At 68.9% G+C, this 16811-nt stretch carries 13 protein-coding genes; 7 read left to right on the plus strand and 6 right to left on the minus strand.

Annotated features, from left to right (window positions below):
* The first annotated feature begins 52 nt into the window (after positions 1-52).
* A complete protein-coding gene (gene recQ / locus A8M77_RS12340) occupies positions 53-1939 on the plus strand; it encodes a DNA helicase RecQ (RefSeq protein WP_238136797.1) in 1887 nt (628 codons plus the stop codon).
* 16 nt (positions 1940-1955) lie between these two features.
* Here the strand turns inward: recQ and A8M77_RS12345 are convergent, their stop codons facing one another.
* Positions 1956-3518 (minus strand): S41 family peptidase, encoded by a 1563-nt coding sequence (locus tag A8M77_RS12345; protein ID WP_086921792.1) that lies wholly within the window; start codon positions 3516-3518, stop codon positions 1956-1958.
* A gap of 47 nt (positions 3519-3565) precedes the next feature.
* Positions 3566-5887, minus strand: a complete 2322-nt coding sequence (locus A8M77_RS12350) for an ATP-binding protein (RefSeq protein ID WP_086921793.1) — start codon at positions 5885-5887, stop codon at positions 3566-3568.
* A 121-nt stretch (positions 5888-6008) separates the two neighbouring features.
* On the opposite strand from A8M77_RS12350, the gene A8M77_RS12355 reads away from it, so the two are divergent.
* The 3 genes from A8M77_RS12355 to A8M77_RS12360 all read left to right on the plus strand — a co-directional run bounded on the left by A8M77_RS12355 (position 6009) and on the right by A8M77_RS12360 (position 9467).
* On the plus strand, positions 6009-7208 hold the full coding sequence (locus A8M77_RS12355; RefSeq protein WP_192871594.1) for a threonine ammonia-lyase: 1200 nt from the start codon (positions 6009-6011) through the stop codon (positions 7206-7208).
* Between the two features lie 76 nt (positions 7209-7284).
* Positions 7285-7437 carry a hypothetical protein gene (locus A8M77_RS36425; protein WP_192871595.1) on the plus strand — a complete coding sequence of 51 codons (153 nt, stop codon included), beginning with the start codon at positions 7285-7287 and terminating at the stop codon, positions 7435-7437.
* A gap of 179 nt (positions 7438-7616) precedes the next feature.
* Positions 7617-9467 carry a phosphoenolpyruvate carboxykinase (GTP) gene (locus tag A8M77_RS12360; protein WP_086921795.1) on the plus strand — a complete coding sequence of 617 codons (1851 nt, stop codon included), beginning with the start codon at positions 7617-7619 and terminating at the stop codon, positions 9465-9467.
* Positions 9468-9549: 82 nt separating this feature from the next.
* Here the strand turns inward: A8M77_RS12360 and A8M77_RS12365 are convergent, their stop codons facing one another.
* The gene (locus A8M77_RS12365; RefSeq protein ID WP_086921796.1) at positions 9550-10056 is read right to left on the minus strand and encodes a hypothetical protein; all 507 of its coding nucleotides are present in this window, start codon (positions 10054-10056) and stop codon (positions 9550-9552) included.
* A gap of 111 nt (positions 10057-10167) precedes the next feature.
* Between A8M77_RS12365 and A8M77_RS12370 the strand changes: the two genes are divergently transcribed.
* Entirely contained in the window at positions 10168-11148 is a 981-nt protein-coding gene (locus tag A8M77_RS12370) for a LysR family transcriptional regulator (protein ID WP_086921900.1), read from the plus strand.
* A 10-nt stretch (positions 11149-11158) separates the two neighbouring features.
* Here A8M77_RS12370 and A8M77_RS36430 read toward each other — a convergent pair whose 3' ends face one another.
* Positions 11159-11332, minus strand: coding sequence for a hypothetical protein (locus tag A8M77_RS36430; protein WP_192871596.1), 174 nt, complete (start codon positions 11330-11332; stop codon positions 11159-11161).
* 124 nt (positions 11333-11456) lie between these two features.
* On the opposite strand from A8M77_RS36430, the gene A8M77_RS12375 reads away from it, so the two are divergent.
* Positions 11457-12281, plus strand: coding sequence for a metallophosphoesterase (locus A8M77_RS12375; protein ID WP_086921797.1), 825 nt, complete (start codon positions 11457-11459; stop codon positions 12279-12281).
* A 9-nt stretch (positions 12282-12290) separates the two neighbouring features.
* Here A8M77_RS12375 and A8M77_RS12380 read toward each other — a convergent pair whose 3' ends face one another.
* On the minus strand, positions 12291-13832 hold the full coding sequence (locus A8M77_RS12380; protein WP_086921798.1) for an alkaline phosphatase D family protein: 1542 nt from the start codon (positions 13830-13832) through the stop codon (positions 12291-12293).
* A 12-nt stretch (positions 13833-13844) separates the two neighbouring features.
* Positions 13845-15431 (minus strand): phospholipase D family protein, encoded by a 1587-nt coding sequence (locus A8M77_RS12385; protein WP_086921799.1) that lies wholly within the window; start codon positions 15429-15431, stop codon positions 13845-13847.
* 88 nt (positions 15432-15519) lie between these two features.
* Here A8M77_RS12385 and A8M77_RS12390 point away from each other — a divergent pair, with 88 nt between their 5' ends.
* The gene (locus tag A8M77_RS12390; RefSeq protein ID WP_086921901.1) at positions 15520-16749 is read left to right on the plus strand and encodes a nucleoside recognition domain-containing protein; all 1230 of its coding nucleotides are present in this window, start codon (positions 15520-15522) and stop codon (positions 16747-16749) included.
* Positions 16750-16811: the final 62 nt, after the last annotated feature.

The following is a 16811-nucleotide window of genomic DNA, read 5'->3' on the forward strand; positions in this document are numbered from 1 at the left end:
GCGCGCACGGGAGGTGCGCGCGTGTCCCTCCGACATCACAAGTCCATCACCCTTGTCACTCCTGGCTCCCGAATCCCCCGCTGCCGCCGTGCCCGAGCGAATCCTCCAGGAGGTTTTCGGCTATGCGCATTTCCGTGGCCCCCAGCAGGCCATCGTCGACCACGTCGTGGCCGGCGGCGACGCGCTGGTGCTGATGCCCACCGGCGGCGGCAAATCGCTGTGCTACCAGATCCCCGCCATCGCGCGCCAGCGTGAAGGGCGCGGCGTGACGGTGGTCGTGTCGCCCCTCATCGCGCTGATGCACGACCAGGTGGGTGCGCTGCACGAGGCCGGCGTGGACGCCGCCTTCCTCAATTCCACGCTGGACTGGGAGCAGACGCAGGAGGTAGAGCGCCGATTGATGCGCGGCGAGATCACCTTGCTCTATGCGGCCCCCGAGCGCGTGACCACGCCGCGCTTCCTGTCGCAGCTCGACAGCCTGAAGGAGCGCGGCAAGCTCTCTCTGTTCGCGATCGACGAGGCGCATTGCGTGAGCCAGTGGGGTCACGACTTCCGGCCGGAGTACCGCGCGCTGACGGTGCTGCACGAGCGCTACGCCGGCGTGCCGCGCATCGCGCTGACCGCCACCGCGGACGCATTGACGCGCGCCGACATCGTCGAGCGGCTGCAGCTGGAATCGGCGCGGCAGTTCGTCTCCAGCTTCGACCGGCCCAACATCCGCTACGCCATCGTCGAGAAGAAGGACCCGACGACGCAGTTGCTGCGCTTCATCCAGCGCGAGCACGAGGGCGATGCGGGGGTCGTCTACTGCCAGTCGCGCAAGCGCGTGGAGGAGATGGCGCAGACCTTGCGCGATGCCGGGCTGGAAGCGCTGCCCTATCACGCAGGCCTGGATGCCGCGGTGCGCCAGAAGCACCAGGACCGCTTCCTGCGCGAGGACGGCGTCGTGATGGTGGCGACCATCGCCTTCGGCATGGGCATCGACAAGCCGGACGTGCGCTTCGTCGCGCACCTGGACATGCCGAAGAACATCGAGGGCTATTACCAGGAGACCGGCCGCGCCGGCCGCGACGGCGAAGCGGCCGACGCCTGGATGGCCTACGGCCTGCAGGACGTGGTGAACCAGCGCCGCATGATCGATGAGAGCCCGGCGGGCGAGGAGTTCAAGCAGGCGATGCGAGGCAAGCTCGACGCCCTGCTGTCGCTGGCCGAAGCGAGCGATTGCCGGCGCGTGCGGCTGCTGCGCTACTTCGGCGAGCACAGCACGCCCTGCGGCAACTGCGACAACTGCCTGAATCCGCCGCAGGTGTGGGACGGCACCGATGCGGCGCGCAAGCTGCTCAGCACCATCTACCGCGTGCAGCAGCACAGTGGGATCAGCTTCGGTGCCGGCCACGTGATGGACATCCTGCGCGGCAGGACGACCGAGAAGGTCACGCAGTTCGGGCACGCGGCCCTGAGCACCTTCGGCATCGGCAGCGAGTTCACCGAGGCGCAGTTGCGCGGCGTGATGCGCCAGCTGATCGCGATCGGTGCGCTGTCGGTCGATGCACAGGCCTACAACACGCTGCAGCTGACCGACGGCTCGCGTGCCGTGCTCAAGGGCGAGGTGGCGGTGATGCTGCGCGAATCGGTCTCCGCGCCGGCCGAGCGCAAGAAATCGCGGCGCGACAAGCCGGCCCGCGGGGCGCCCTCACCGGCCGCAGCCACGCTGGACACGGCGGGCCAGGCACGCTTTGCTGCGCTCAAGGCATGGCGCGGCGAAGTGGCGCGCGAGCACAACCTGCCCGCCTATGTGATCTTTCACGATGCCACGCTGGCCGCCATCGCGGAGCGCGCGCCCGCCACGCTCGAGGACCTGCAGGGCGTGAGCGGGATCGGGAGCAAGAAGCTGGAGGCCTACGGCGCGGATGTGCTGAGGGTGTGCGCCGCGTTCTGAACCGTCCGCGCCGGCGTTACCGGCCCGACGACATCCCGATGACGCGGTTTTCGCGCACCGGCGCCCGCAGCAGGTAGCCTGCGCCCTGCGCCTCCGCCTTCATCTGTTCGGCCACAGCCGCCTTGGTCGATCCGGCCGCCGGGCACGCGCCCGTGCTAAGGAAGGTCAGCGCCGCCGCAAGCCGGGCCTCCGACGGATCACCCAGTGCGCGGTCGAAGTCGTCGGCCACGGCGCAGGTTGGCGCGAAGCCGTCGCCATAGTCTCCGGAACCCCGGTTGTTGACGCCCTGGAACTGGATCGAGAAATAGGTGGTGCCGCAGTTGTCCTGCGGGAAAAAGCCGTAGGGCTTGCCGCAGGTGGCGCCGCCGACCAGGTTCACGGTGACGCCCACGCCGCGCAGGCTGTTGATCACCGACTCGCTGGCGGAGCAGGTGTCCGGGCCGGCCAGTACGGTGACGCGCGACAGACCCAGGCGCGGCAGCGGCTGGCCGGATGGCGTGGAGAAGCCGCGCGACGTCACATGGAACGGCACGCTCGCCTGCGCGGGCGTGAGCCGGAAGGGGTTCTTGCCGTTGAACACCAGGCGCTCGAACACGGCACCGGTGGTCGCAGCACCGCTGCTGACCATGGAAGCCAGTTCGCTGGCCACGTCGAGCAGGCCGCCGCCGTTGTAGCGCATGTCGATGACGAGGTCGACGATGCCTGCGTTCTGCAGTTGATTGACGGCAGCGATCAGCGCGGCCTCGGCGGTCGCGAGATGGTCGTTGAACTGCATGTAGCCCACCGGTCCGCTGGCGGTGGCGATGGTCTTCACGTTCTGGACCGGCGCGCGCTGGATGCGCGCGGCGACGAGGGAGAGCGTGCGCTCGGTTCCGTCGGGTGCGCGCACCCTGAGGCTGTGCGACTCGCCCTCACGCGTGGGAGACAGGCCGGCGTTGAGCCGCGCGGTGTCGGTGCCGCTGACGGCATCGATGCCGTCGACCGCCAGGACGCGGGTGCCGCGCACGATGCCGGCCTGCGCCGCCGGAGAGTTCGCCTCCGTGTAGGCGACCCGGATGTCGCGCGGCGCGGAAGCGCTCAGGAAGGCCCATTCGATGCCATAGCCCACGTCGACACCGCTGCGCGAAAGCGCCTGGTACGCGGCCGTGTCCTGGGTGAAATGGAAGCGGTCCTTGGCACGGCCGGAGGCGGTGAGCTGGGGCGTCTTGAGCACGCTGAACCAGGCGATGGGCGTGGCGTAGTCGCCGGACCGCAAGGTGCGGGGCACCTCGTCGAACCAGAGGTAGGTCTCGTCGATCCAGCCGCGCAGCCAGCGCTTCTCGTCATCGAGGCTGCCACCGCGATCGGGAAAGGCGGCGCCGGTGTCCGGATCGATACCTGTGCGCGGGGCGGCGCACAGGCCGGCGACGCTGGACGATTCGACGATGGGCTCGTCGGACGCAGCCGGCTGCTGCTGTTGCTGCGGAGGCGCGGCCAGCGGCAGAAAGCCATCACCGCCGCCGCCTCCCCCACCGCCACATCCCGACAACGCTGCCGCGCACAAGGCCAACGCAGCCACGCGCTGCCATACGAACTCCATGCAGATCTCCCCCGCGCGCCGGTGCCAGGCGCGACTGAACGTGATGGCTAGTGAACGAAACCGATGCCGCGCGACTCGCGCACCTCGGGCTTGATGCGGTGCTCGGCCTCGAGCTGGTCCAGGAACTCGTCGGCAGAGAACGCGACCGCGAGGATATCGGTCTGGCGTTTCACGGCTGCGAAATCGCCGGGACACAACTGCGGCAGCCTGGCCAGCCGTTGCTGGACCTCGTCCGTCAGGCCAGCGGCATCGCCACCCAGCGCCTCGGTGACGAACATGCGCTCGCGCTGCGGTGCCGTCATCGGCATGAACTTGATCTTGAAGGTGAAGCGGCGCAGTGCCGCCTGGTCCAACCGGTCGAGCAGGTTGGTCGTGCACACGAAGATGCCGTCGAAGCGCTCCATGCCCTGCAGCATCTCGTTGACCTCGGTGACTTCGTAGGTGCGCTGTGCGCCGCGGCGGTCCTGCAGGAAGCTGTCGGCCTCGTCGAGCAGGAGGATGGCCTTCTCGGCCTCGGCCTCCTTGAACATGGCGGCCATGTTCTGCTCGGTCTCGCCGACGTACTTGCTCATCAGGTCGCTCGCCTGCTTGATGATCAGCGGCCGGCCGATGGCCTTCGCGATGTGCTCGGCCAGCGCGGTCTTGCCGGTGCCGGGCGCGCCATAGAAGCACAGCGTGCCGTGGCCGCGCGCCTTGAGGGCCTCGACGATGCGCGGGATCTCGAAGCGGCTCTCGACGTTGAGCATGTCGAGGTCGTAGGTGGTGACGCTGCGGCGCACACCGAGGCCGTCGACCACGCCGAGCGCCAGGTCGGCATTGCGCAGCTGCCGCTCGATCAGGCTTTCGATCGAAGCGCCTTCGGACATGGCCAGTCCCGCGAAGCGCACCGCGGTGCGGATCTGCGCCGGCGTGAGGCCCTTGCGCGCCGCCAGCTTGGCGGTGAAGGCCTCGGACACCGTTACGCCCTCCAGCGTCCTGCGCACCAGTTGCTCGCGGGCGCCGGGCGGCGGCGACTTCAGCTCCAGGTGGTAGGCGAAGCGGCGCCGGAAGGCCGGGTCGATCTGCTCGATGCGATTGGTGACCCACAGGGTCGGCACCGCGTTCGACTCGAGGATCTGGTTGACCCAGGCCTTGCCGCTCACGCTGCCGCTGGCCGGCGCGGGTATCTGCTCGGCCCGCGCCATCAGCTGGGCGGCCTCGGTGCTGATGGGCGGGAACACGTCCTCCACCTCGTCGAAGAGCAAGGCCGCCTGGGCGCTGCCCTTGAGGAAGACCTGCGCGATCTGCAGCGACCGGTAGCGGTCGCGGCCGGAGAGCGAGTTGCCGTCGCGGTCGGCGTACTCGACCTCGAAGAGCTCGAGGCCAGCGGCCTGCGCCACCACTTTCGCCAGCTCGGTCTTGCCGGTGCCGGGCGGGCCGTAGAGCAGCACGTTGACCCCGGGCTCCTTGCGCGCCACGGCGGCGGCGAGCAGGGTGACGAGCATGCACGCCTCCTCCTGCACGAAGCCGAAGTCCTGCACTGTGAGAGCGCTCTTCGCCGAAGGACGCGTGAACACCGCCATCAGCTCGTTGTGGTCGCGGTACTCGCGCATCAGCACCGGCGGCAGCTTCTCGCTGACCTTCATGAGGTCGGCCAGGTCGGTGATGTTGTGCTCGGAGATCAGGTTCTCGACCAGGCCGATGCGCTCCAGGCGCGAGCCGGCGCGCAGGGCCTCGCCCACGTCGCTGGCGTTGACGCCCGCCACCTCGGCGATCGCCGCATAGGCCTCGGGCGCGTTGTTGACCTTGAATTCGACCAGCAGCGAGCGCAGGTCGCGCTGGTAGCGCGCCAGGGTGCCGTAGAGCAGCAACGCGCGCTCGGCCTTGTTGAGCTGCAGCAGGCCGGCGAGCGCATCGATGTTCTTCTCGACCAGGGTGGACTGCTTGCGCAGCGCATGCGTGAGCCAGTCGCGCGTGACCGCGAGCACGGAAAGCAGGTCCTTGGGCTGGTCCTTGGCGTATTCGTCCAGGTAGAAGAAGAGCGTGCCCTCTTCGTAGGGGCCGCGCCAGACGCCGTGGCGCTCCAGCAGGGTGCGGCCGTCGAACTGCTCCACCCCTTTCCACACCTCGTTGCCGGCGCAGCGCCGCCCGAGGAATTCGCGCAGCCGCTGCAGCACCACCGCCGGCCAGACGAGGTGGCGGCCGGTGAGCGAGAGCAGGCCGTTGAGATCGCGCCGCACGTTGAAGCGCGGGCCCTGCTTGGCCGCGAGGGTGAGCACGAAGTGCGAGCACATGAGCTCGAGCACCGGTGCTTCCTTGAGTCCGGGCGACGGCAATGCATGACCGCGGGAAGCCGCGGCCACGACATCGGCACCGGAACGCTTGACCATCGAGCAACCTCCAGCTAGGAGAATCGGGAATTGATCGCGACCATAGCGCAGACTTTTGGCTTCGGGAAGTCTCGGGGAGGGTAAAAACCCGGATGTTGCGATTCCGTCCACAATGCCGCCCATGCCTGGAATCGAAGACATCGAGCGCGCCGCCCTGCGCCTGCAGGGGCAGGTGCTGGAAACGCCCTGCGTGGAATCCCGCACGCTGTCGGAAATCGTCGGCGCGCAGGTCTTCCTGAAATTCGAGAACTTGCAGTTCACCGCCTCCTTCAAGGAGCGCGGCGCCTGCAACAAGCTGGTCGAGCTCTCCGAGCAAGGGGTGCGCGGCGTGATCGCGATGTCGGCCGGCAACCATGCACAGGGCGTGGCCTACCACGCGCAGCGCCTGGGCCTGCGGGCGCTGATCGTGATGCCGCGCTTCACGCCGGGCGTGAAGATCGAGCGCACCCGCGGCTTCGGCGCCGAGGTTGTGTTGCACGGCGACACGCTGGACGCCGCGCGCGCCCACGCATTCGCCCTGGCCGGACAGGAGGGGCTGAGCTTCGTCCATCCCTACGACGACGAGGCGATCATCGCCGGCCAGGGCACGGTGGCGCTGGAGATGCTCGACGCGGTGCCGGACCTGGACGTCCTGGTGGTCTCGGTGGGCGGCGGCGGCCTGATCGCCGGCATGGCGCTCGCCGCAAGGGCGCGCCGGCCCGGCATCGAGATCGTGGGCGTGCAGACGCGGCGCTTCCCGACCATGGTCAACGCGGTCCAGGGCACCCAGCATCCGATCGGCCAGAGCACCATCGCCGAGGGCATCGCCGTCGGCACGCCGGGCGTTCTGACGCAGGCCATCATCGCCACCCAGGTGAACGACCTGCTGCTGGTGGACGAGGGCGACATCGAGCAGGCGGTGCTGATGCTGCTGGAGATCGAGAAAACCCTGGTCGAGGGCGCCGGCGCCGCCGGGCTGGCGGCGCTGATCCGGCATCCGGATCGGTTCCGGGGCAAGCGGGTCGGGCTGGTGCTCTCGGGCGGGAACATCGATCCGCTGCTGCTGGCGGCGATCATCGAGCGCGGCATGGTGCGCGCCGGCCGGCTTGCCCGGGTGCGCGTCAGTGCGCGCGACGTGCCGGGCTCCCTGGCCCAGATCACGGCCACTGTGGCGGAAGCGGGCGCCAACGTCGACGAGGTGCACCACCAGCGCGCCTTCACCATGCTGGCGGCGCAGAACGTGGACATCGAGCTGGTGCTGCAGACCCGCGGGCGCGAGCACCTGTCGGCCGTGCTCGAGGCCCTGGCCCGTGCCGGCTTCGAGGCGCAGGAGCAACGGTAACGGGGCAAGCCCCTAGACCATGGTCGACCGGCCAGTCGGTAAAATGGCCTCAGTTTTCCCTATCCAAGGAATCAGCATGTCCAACCCCACACCCGTAGAGCCCGGCCAGGCCGCCGCCGTCGAACACGATGCGGTCGAGTCGATCGTTCCCCTCATGCCCCTCGTGCTGCCCATCGCCGGCGGGGTGCTGATGCTCCTGCTGGCCTCCATCGCCGTCTACATGGCCTGACATCCGGCTGCGGCCGCGGCGGACACGGGGTGTGCCGCCGCCCGTCGAGGATCGCAGACCCGCCTGGGCTGCCCAATCCTCCTCTCCCGAGACGGGAAGACGTTTTTTCCAACGGACCTCGCCGGCCTCACGGCACCGAGCCCCGTTCGGAAAGACGGTTTTTCAACTTAGGAGACTTTATGAACGCAGCGCTGAAGGGCCTTGCCGTGCAGGCGCCCTCGTACGTCAAGAACGCCAAGCTGATCGCTTGGGTGGCGGACATGGCAGCCTTGTGCAAGCCCGAAGCCATCTACTGGTGCGACGGCAGCCAGGAGGAATACGACCGGTTCTGCCAGCTGATGGTGGACGCCGGCACCTTCAAGAAGCTGAACCCGGCCAAACGGCCCAATTCCTTCCTCGCCAACTCCGACCCGAGCGACGTCGCCCGCGTGGAGGACCGCACCTTCATCTGCTCCGAGAAGAAGGAAGACGCCGGCCCCACCAACAACTGGATGGCGCCGGCCGAGATGCGCGCCACGCTGCAGCCCCTGTTCGACGGCTGCATGAAGGGCCGCACGATGTACGTGGTGCCCTTCAGCATGGGCCCGCTGGGTTCGCCGATCGCGCACATCGGCATCGAGCTCTCCGACAGCCCGTATGTCGCGGTCAACATGAAGATCATGACCCGCATGGGCAAGGCCGTCTACGACGTGCTGGGCGCCGAAGGTGAATTCGTGCCCTGCGTGCACACCGTCGGCGCGCCGCTCCAGCCGGGCGAGAAGGACGTGTCCTGGCCCTGCAACAAGACCAAGTACATCGTTCACTACCCCGAGACCCGCGAGATCTGGAGCTACGGCTCGGGCTACGGCGGCAACGCCCTCCTGGGCAAGAAGTGCTTCGCCCTGCGCATCGCCTCCAACATGGGCCGCGACGAGGGCTGGCTGGCCGAGCACATGCTGATCCTCGGCGTCACCAATCCCGAGGGCAAGAAGTACCACGTCGCCGCCGCCTTCCCGAGCGCCTGCGGCAAGACCAACTTCGCCATGCTGATCCCCCCGGCCGGCTTCGAGGGCTGGAAGGTCACGACCATCGGCGACGACATCGCCTGGATCAAGCCGGCCGCGGACGGCCGCCTGCATGCCATCAACCCCGAGGCCGGCTATTTCGGCGTCGCCCCCGGCACCAACATGCAGACCAATCCGAACTGCATGGCCAGCCTGGACCGGGACGTGATCTTCACCAACGTCGCGCTGACCGACGACGGCGACATCTGGTGGGAAGGCATGACCGACACGCCCCCGGCCCACGCCATCGACTGGCAGGGCAAGGAATGGACGCCCGCCATCGCCCGCGAAACGGGCGCCAAGGCCGCTCACCCCAACGCGCGCTTCACGGTCGCCGCGATCAACAACCCGGCACTGGACGCCGCCTGGGACGACCCCAAGGGCGTGGCGATCGACGCCTTCATCTTCGGCGGCCGCCGCTCCACCACCGTGCCGCTGGTGACCGAGGCGCGCAACTGGGTCGAGGGCGTCTACATGGCCGCGACCATGGGCTCGGAAACCACCGCCGCCGCCGCCGGCCAGCAGGGCGTGGTGCGGCGCGATCCCTTCGCGATGCTGCCCTTCGCCGGCTACAACATGAGCGACTACTTCCAGCACTGGCTGGACCTGGGCAAGAAGCTCGAAGCCACCGGCGCGCGCCTGCCCAAGATCTACACCACCAACTGGTTCCGCAAAGGCGAGGACGGCAAGTTCACCTGGCCGGGCTACGGCGAGAACATGCGCGTGCTGAAGTGGATGATCGACCGCATCGAAGACCGCGGCGAGGGCACGGAGCACGTGTTCGGCGTCAGCCCCCGCTACGAGGACCTGAACTGGACCGGCCTGGACTTCAGCGCCGAGCAGTTCAAGACCGTCACCCACATCGACAAGGCGGCGTGGCAGGCGGAGCTGAAGCTGCATGCGGAGCTGTTCCAGCAACTGGCACACCACCTGCCAAAGGAGCTGCCGGCCACCAAGGCCGCCATCGAACAGCGCCTGGCCGCCTGAGCGGGCTGGCGTCGCGCAAAGAAAAAGCCGCCCGAAGGCGGCTTTTTTCATGGTACGCCGGCGCGCGGCCGGCACAAGGGGATCAATAGTGCTGGTTCAGGTTCACCTGGCGCAGCGCCTGGTACAGGCTGGGCACGTTGGCGTCGGCATTCACCGTCGCTTCGGCCTGCTCGGCTTCACGGCGCGAGCGGATCGCCTGCAGGTCGCGAAGAATGCGCGGATCGTGCTCGGCGTAAGCCAGGAACTGCGCATCGGCGCGGGCGGCAGCGCGGCGGCGGGCGGCGTTGCGTGCCGAGGAGACGGCGCGAACGGCGAGCCCGCGCGCCGTGCCGGCGAAGAAGGCGATGGCGGCGAAGGCTACGCCCCACAGCACCAGCCAAGCCACCAGCAGGCCGCCTTCGTTCCAGGTCGACATCAGCTTGTCGGCGACGACGAGCAGCGAGGAAACGATGGCTGCCAGCAGCAAGGCTGCGAGGCCGCGGGCGCCGTCGAAACTGCGGCGGGCAACACGGATGTGTTCGATGACGGCTTCAGCACGGGCAACGCCCGGGTGAGTGGCCGGTTGGTCAACGTGGACAAAGCTGGTCATGATGAAAGTCCCTCCTAAGGACAACGGTGGCAGAAGCCGATGCCGTGATACTAGGGGTTTCCCTGATGTTTTTCCAATTTATCTTGATGATGTCTATCATTCAAGACAATGATAGACGTCAACTTTCGCACGCTGGACCTGAACCTTCTGCGCGTCTTCGACGAGGTCATGGCCGAGCGCAACCTCACGCGGGCGGCGCGCAACCTTTCGATCACCCAGCCGGCGGTCAGCAACGCCCTGCGGCGCCTGCGCGAGACCCTGGGTGACGAGCTGGTGCGCCGGGCGGGCGCGGGCGTCGAGCCCACCCCGCGAGCCCTGGCGCTGTGGCCGAGGGTGCGCGATGCCCTGCGGCAGCTGCAGCACACGCTGGCGCCGCACGAGTTCGATGCCGGGATCGCCGACGACACCTTCGTCCTCGCCATGGCGGATGCGACGGCGGCCGAGCTGATTCCCGGCCTGGTCCGGATCGTGGAGGAAGAGGCACCCGCGGTTTCCTTGCGCGTGCTGCCGCTGACCACCCGCGACCCCCGCAGGCTGCTGGAGGGCGAGGAGGTGGACATGGCGATCGGCTACTTCCCGGCCGTCGTCGCCAACCTGGCGGCGCGCGGCCAGTCCGACGCGGCGACCTTGCCCTTCGAGACCCAGCGGCTCTACATCGGCGAGTACGTCTGCGTGATGCGCCACGGCCATCCGCTGGCGGACCGCCCCCTGACGCTGGACGACTTCTGCGCCGCGCGGCACCTGCTGGTGAGTTTCTCGGGCCGGCCCTACGGCTTCATCGACCAGACGCTGGGCGCGCTGGGACGGGAACGGCGCGTCGTCGTGACCGTCAACCAGTTCTTCACCGCCGGCCGGGTGGTCGCCAATTCGGACCTGCTGACGGTGCTGCCCCGCCATTTCGTCAAGGTCACGGGCATCGACGAAAAGCTGGTGCTGCGCGAACTGCCTTTCCAGCAGCCACTGGTGCACGTGGATGCGGTCTGGCATCGGCGGGCCCAGCACGGCCACGCCCACGAATGGCTGCGGCAGGCGCTGTTGCGCTCCGCGGCGGCGGCATTCGCGGATGCGAAACCGCCCCGGCCGGGGCCCTGAGCGATTTGGATCAGCGGACGACGCTGAGCCAGGCGCTGGCGGCGGCGCGCAGTTCCTGGGCCTGGTGCGCATTCATGCCGGCGCGGGAGCCGGCGCTTTCCATCAAAACGGCCGCCGGGCTCGAGGCGGTTTCGGAAGTCTTGAAGCGAAACAGGCGTGCCACCTGGGCAACGAGGCTGAACATGACATGGGCGCGGCCTTGGCCCGCGCTGGTGTTGGTGATGAACCAAGATTAAGGGTTTTCCCTAGGAATTCCAGTCCCACCCTATGCACGATGCGCATGGGGATATTCGCCTAGACTGCGTGATATGAAGCTCCAGCTGCTTTCGGATTTGCACCTGGAGGTGCACCCCCGGCTCGAGATCGCGCCGGCACCGGGCGCGGACCTCTTGGTGCTTGCCGGTGACATCGGCTCCTATCAAGCAGGATCGTCGCTCATCGATGACGAATTCGGCCTCTCGCGATTTTCGCCCCGCCATGGCTGGCCGACCCCGGTGCTGTATGTGCCCGGCAACCACGAGTACGACAACGCGGACTTCGACGTGACGCACGAACGCCTGCGCGCACTCTGCGACGCGCTGGATATCCAGTGGCTGGAGCGCGAGACCCGCATGATTGACGGCGTCCGCTTCATCGGCACCACCCTGTGGGCCGATTTCGACGCCTTGGTCGAGCCGGGCGACAGCATGACCGAAGCGCTCAAGAAGCGTGGCAAGGCCATGCGCGCGGCCAACTTCTATCTGGAGAAGGCCGCCACGACGCGCGGTGGCGAGATCTTTCTCGCAGACCCGTTGAGAGAGCACTCACTGACGTGCCAGGCGTGGCTGCGCCATGCATTGGCCCAGCCCTGCGAGGGCCCGACCGTGGCCATCACGCACTTCGCGCCCACCCTCGCCAGCGCGGATCCGCGCTATGGTCTGAGCCCCGGCACCGCCGGCTTCTGCAACGCGCTCGACGAGTTGCTCCCGCAGGCCGACCTCTGGCTGCACGGCCACCTGCACTGCGCCTTCGACTATGTGAAGGACGGCTGCCGCGTGGTCGCGAATCCGCTGGGCTACGTGGGCAAGGGCGAACAGGAGGGGTTCCGCCCCGACTTGCTGATCGAGGTGCCGTCGCCCCCGGCGAAGACCTGATCCAGCGGCTCAGGCCGCCCGAACTCCGGCCACGCCGGCCTCGACCGCGAAACGCGCCTGCGACTGGAAGCGCGCATCGGCCGCCACCGGATGAACGGTCGCGCGAAACTCGCAGTGCAGTTCCTTCGGCGTCGCCTCGATCAGCGCATAGCCGCGCTCGTCGCCGCGCGCATGCGCCACGTCGGGGTTGTCGCGCCGCAGCTCCTCCATGGCCCTCCGGCTGGCGCCGCGCGAGCTGATCGAGCCGCCGACGAACTCGCTCGCGATCACCGTCGAGGCCGTGTCGTTGGGCCGCACGCGCAGGTCGGCCGCCACGAAGCGGTGCACATCGCCGCCCAGTACCACCACGTCGCGCAGCTTCGCGTCGGCGATGCCCTGCAGCAGCTGGCGCCGCGCCTCGGGGTAGCCGTCCCAGCCGTCGGTCCAGGACTGGCGGCCCCGCGGCGCCTCGAGGCTGGTGGAGCTCATCTGGGTGGACTGGCCCAGCAGCTTCCATTGCCGGCCGGAGGCGGCCAGGCCCTGGGCCAGCCACTGCGACTGTTCGGCGCCCAGCATGGTGCGCGCCGGGTCCGACAGCGCCTCGCAGCCGATCACCAGCCGGCCCCAGTCGCGCGCCGGATCGGGGCAGGCATGGTGGCTGCGGTACTGGCGGCAGTCCAGCGTCCAGAGCTCGGCCAGCCGGCCCCAGACGAAGCGGTCGTGGATGCGCATCGCCGGTCCCTGCGGCTGCAGCAGCAGCGGCATGTGCTCGAAGTAGGCACGGTAGGCGGCGGCACGGCGGCGCAGGAAGGCCGCTGGGTCGGTGTAGTCCGGGTCGCGATCGTCCGCATAGTCGTTGACCACCTCGTGGTCGTCCCAGGTCAGGATCCACGGGTGCGCCGCATGGGCGGCCTGCAGGTCCGCATCGCGCTTGTAGAGCGCGTGGCGCTCGCGGTAGGCCTCGAGCGTCAGCGGGATCGGCGCGGCGTGCCGGCGCAATTCGGGGGTGCGGCTGAAGCCCTCGTAGATGTAGTCGCCGACGAAGAGCACGAAGTCCAGCTCGCGCGAGGCGATCTCGCGGTGCGCGGCGTAGTAGCCGTGCTCGTAGTTCTGGCAAGCCGCGAGCGCGAGGCGCAGCCGCTCGACCGGCGCATCGGCGGCGGGCGCGGTGCGCGTGCGACCTACCGGGCTTTGGGCATCGCCGCAGGTGAAGCGATACCAGTACTCCCGCTGCGGTGCCAGCCCCTGCACGTGCGCATGCACGCTGAAGGCACGCTCCGCGTCGGTCACCACTTCACCCCGCGCCACACGGCGCGTCAGCCCGGCATCGGCGAAGACCTCGTAGCGCACGGCGCAGCTGCGCAGGCCTTCGAGATCCTCGCCCTGCGCGGGCGCCAGGCGGGTCCACAGCACCACGCTGTCCGGCCGCGGCTGGCCGCTGGCGATGCCGAGCGTGAAGGGATCGGAGCGCCAGCGCGGTGCCGGCTGCGCCTGCACCGTGCACAGCGCGGACCAGCCGCCGAGCGCCAGCCACAGGGCGGCGCGGTTCAGGTCGCGTCGATGAAGAGCCATGAACACCGTTTCCTACAGAAGCGATTCGCCCACCCAGGGCAGAAGCAGCCAGTTCTTGAAGCGCAGCCAGTAGTGGCCGCCCGGTTCGTCGTCATGGACGATGTCGTTGCCCTCGGCATCCGACTCCACCCACTGCACGCGGCGCCCGTCCGGCGCGAGCCGCAGCCGGTAGGCCGCATTGGTGCGGCTGGCGGCGATGAGGGTCTGGTAGTCGGCCACGATCTCCGGGCTGTCGATCAGCAGCCCCGATTCGGTGTTCACCGCCGCGGAGCGATGGTCCATGTTCATCGAGCCGATGAAGAGCATCCGGTCGTCGACCACGGCCAGCTTCGCGTGCAGCCGGCTGATCGAACGGCCGAAATCGCCGAAGTGGCCCGAGCGGCCGGTGAGCTCGGGCGCGATCTCGCGGATGGTCACGCCGATGCGCAGCATCTCGGCGCGGTAGCGCGTGTAGCCGGCGTAGACCAGGGGCTCGTCGGTCGCGCCCAGCGAGTTCGTGACCAGGAAGATGCGCCCGGGCTGTCCGCCGGTGGCCTGCTTCATCATCGCCATGCCGCGCTCGCCGGGCACGAAATAGGGCGAGACGATGGTCACTTCACGGCGAGCGGCGTCGAGCGCGCGCAGCGCGCCTTCGGTGACGCTGCCGCGGAAGGCCTCGGCATCGTTGCCGCGCGTGATCTTGTCCGGGTCGTCGACGTACAGCTGCGCGGAGGCCCAGCGCAGCTCGAGCGTGCCGCCGTCGAGCTGCCGGCCGACGGCGCTGCGCTCCATGACGTCATGCGGCCGCACCGGCAGCTCCGGCAGGCCGGCCTTCGCGAGCGCATCGAACTGCTCGCGCCGCGCCGCCGGCGCCACCGTGCTCGCGACCACGTCGCCGACCGGCCGCACCTGTGCACTGTTCCAGTAGCGGTCGAAGCCCGCGGACATCTCCCGCACCACCGGCCCGCAGGACAGCAGGTCCATGTCGATGAAGTTGGCGGCGGTGTTGCGCATGAAGTATTCGCTCGCGATGTTGCGCCCGCCCGTCACCGCGCAGCTGTTGTCGGCCACCAGCAGCTTGTTGTGCATGCGGTGGTTGATGCGGCCGAACTCGTGCAGCGAGAACAGGAAGCGCATCGACAGCGACTCGGCACGCGATGGCAGCGGGTTGAACAGGCGCAGCTCGACGTTCGGATGGGCAGCCAGGCCGAGCAGCAGCGCGTCCTCGCCGCCGGTGTAGAGATCGTCCATCAGGAGCCGCACCCGGACACCGCGCGCGGCCGCGTCGCGCAGCTCTCGCAGGAACAGCAGGCCCACCTCGTCGCGCTGGATGTGGTAGTACTGGACGTCGAGCGACTTCTGTGCGTGGCGGATCAGCGCGATGCGCGCTTCGAAGGCGAACTCCGCCTCCGGCAGCAGCCGGAAGCCCGACAGGCCCGAGGGGCCCGTTCCAGCGGCCGGCGTGGCGCGGTTCACGATCCCGGCCAGCCGCGTGTCCGCCACCTCGGTCAGCGCATGGCTCGGCGTGCTCGGGCCCGGCGGCGGCAGCATGGCGCAGCCGCCGAGCCAGATGGCGACGGCGAGCAGCAGGACGGCGCGGATATTCGCGAGCAGCGGCATGCGCCGCAATGTAACGCCGCCGCGTGGCCGTGGGCATGCGAAGCGGCCCCCTATGATCGGCGGCCAACGGCAGCAGCAAGGGATACGCGTGCTCAACGGCTTGTGGCTCGGTTTTTTTCTGGCGGCGGCATTGGCTGCCTTGTCGCGCTGGCTGGTCGGCGGCGATACCGCGGTGTTCGGCGCCCTGGTCGAGAGCCTGTTCGCGATGGCCAAGCTCTCGGTGGAAGTGATGGTGCTGCTGTTCGGCACGCTTACGCTGTGGCTGGGCTTCCTGCGCATCGCCGAGGCGGCCGGCCTGGTGGCCGGGCTGGCGCGCCTGCTGGGCCCGTTGTTCAGGCGCCTGATGCCCGAGGTGCCCGCGGGGCACCCGGCGCTCGGCCTGATCACCATGAACTTCGCGGCCAACGCGCTGGGCCTGGACAACGCGGCCACGCCGATCGGCCTGAAGGCGATGCGCGAGCTGCAGAGCCTCAACCCCAGCGAGCACACTGCCAGCAACGCGCAGATCCTGTTCCTGGTGCTCAACGCCTCCTCGCTGACGCTGCTGCCGGTCAGCATCTTCATGTACCGCGCGCAGCAGGGCGCGGCCGATCCGACGCTGGTCTTCCTGCCGATCCTGCTGGCCACCAGCTGCTCCACGCTGGTCGGACTGCTCTCGGTGGCCTTCGTCCAGCGGCTGAAGCTGTGGGACCCGGTGGTGCTGGCCTACCTCCTGCCCGGCGCGCTGCTGCTGGGCGCCTTCATGGCGACGCTGGCCACGCTCTCGGCCTCGGCGCTCGCCTCTCTTTCGTCGCTGCTCGGCAACCTGACGCTGTTCGGGATCATCGTGGTCTTCCTGCTGGCCGGCGCGCTGAAACGGGTGAAGGTCTACGAATGCTTCGTCGAGGGTGCCAAGGAAGGCTTCGACGTGGCGAAGAACCTGCTGCCCTACCTGGTGGCGATGCTGTGCGCGGTCGGCGTGCTGCGCGCTTCCGGCGTGCTGGACATGGTGCTGTCCGGCATCCGCTGGGCCGTCGGCCTGACCGGCTGGGATGCACGCTTCGTCGACGCACTGCCCACCGCGCTGGTCAAGCCCTTCTCCGGCAGCGCGGCACGCGCGATGCTGATCGAAACCATGCAGAACCAGGGCGTGGACAGCTTCGCCGCCCGCGTGGCCGCCACCATCCAGGGCAGCACCGAGACCACCTTCTACGTGCTGGCCGTCTATTTCGGTGCGGTCGGCATCCAGCGGGCGCGGCACGCGGTGGGCTGCGCCCTGCTGGCCGAGCTGGCCGGGGTGCTGGGCGCGATCGGCGTCGGCTACTGGTTCTTCGGCTAGAACCCGGGCGACAACGCCGTGCAAGCCGATCGGCCAGAATAGCCCCTCACTCTCCGGCTTCC

The sequence above is a fragment of the Variovorax sp. JS1663 genome, from assembly GCF_002157355.1.
Taxonomy (GTDB): Bacteria; Pseudomonadota; Gammaproteobacteria; order Burkholderiales; family Burkholderiaceae_C; genus Variovorax.

Excerpts from the sequence above, each read along its gene's own strand:
- A8M77_RS12345 (WP_086921792.1), bottom strand. The coding sequence starts at position 3,518 with ATGGAGTTCGTATGGCAGCGCGTGGCTGCGTTGGCCTTGTGCGCGGCA.
- A8M77_RS12350 (WP_086921793.1), bottom strand. The coding sequence starts at position 5,887 with ATGGTCAAGCGTTCCGGTGCCGATGTCGTGGCCGCGGCTTCCCGCGGT.
- A8M77_RS12355 (WP_192871594.1), top strand. The coding sequence starts at position 6,009 with ATGCCTGGAATCGAAGACATCGAGCGCGCCGCCCTGCGCCTGCAGGGG.
- A8M77_RS36425 (WP_192871595.1), top strand. The coding sequence starts at position 7,285 with ATGTCCAACCCCACACCCGTAGAGCCCGGCCAGGCCGCCGCCGTCGAA.
- A8M77_RS12360 (WP_086921795.1), top strand. The coding sequence starts at position 7,617 with ATGAACGCAGCGCTGAAGGGCCTTGCCGTGCAGGCGCCCTCGTACGTC.
- A8M77_RS12365 (WP_086921796.1), bottom strand. The coding sequence starts at position 10,056 with ATGACCAGCTTTGTCCACGTTGACCAACCGGCCACTCACCCGGGCGTT.
- A8M77_RS36430 (WP_192871596.1), bottom strand. The coding sequence starts at position 11,332 with ATGTTCAGCCTCGTTGCCCAGGTGGCACGCCTGTTTCGCTTCAAGACT.
- A8M77_RS12375 (WP_086921797.1), top strand. The coding sequence starts at position 11,457 with ATGAAGCTCCAGCTGCTTTCGGATTTGCACCTGGAGGTGCACCCCCGG.
- A8M77_RS12380 (WP_086921798.1), bottom strand. The coding sequence starts at position 13,832 with ATGGCTCTTCATCGACGCGACCTGAACCGCGCCGCCCTGTGGCTGGCG.
- A8M77_RS12385 (WP_086921799.1), bottom strand. The coding sequence starts at position 15,431 with ATGCCGCTGCTCGCGAATATCCGCGCCGTCCTGCTGCTCGCCGTCGCC.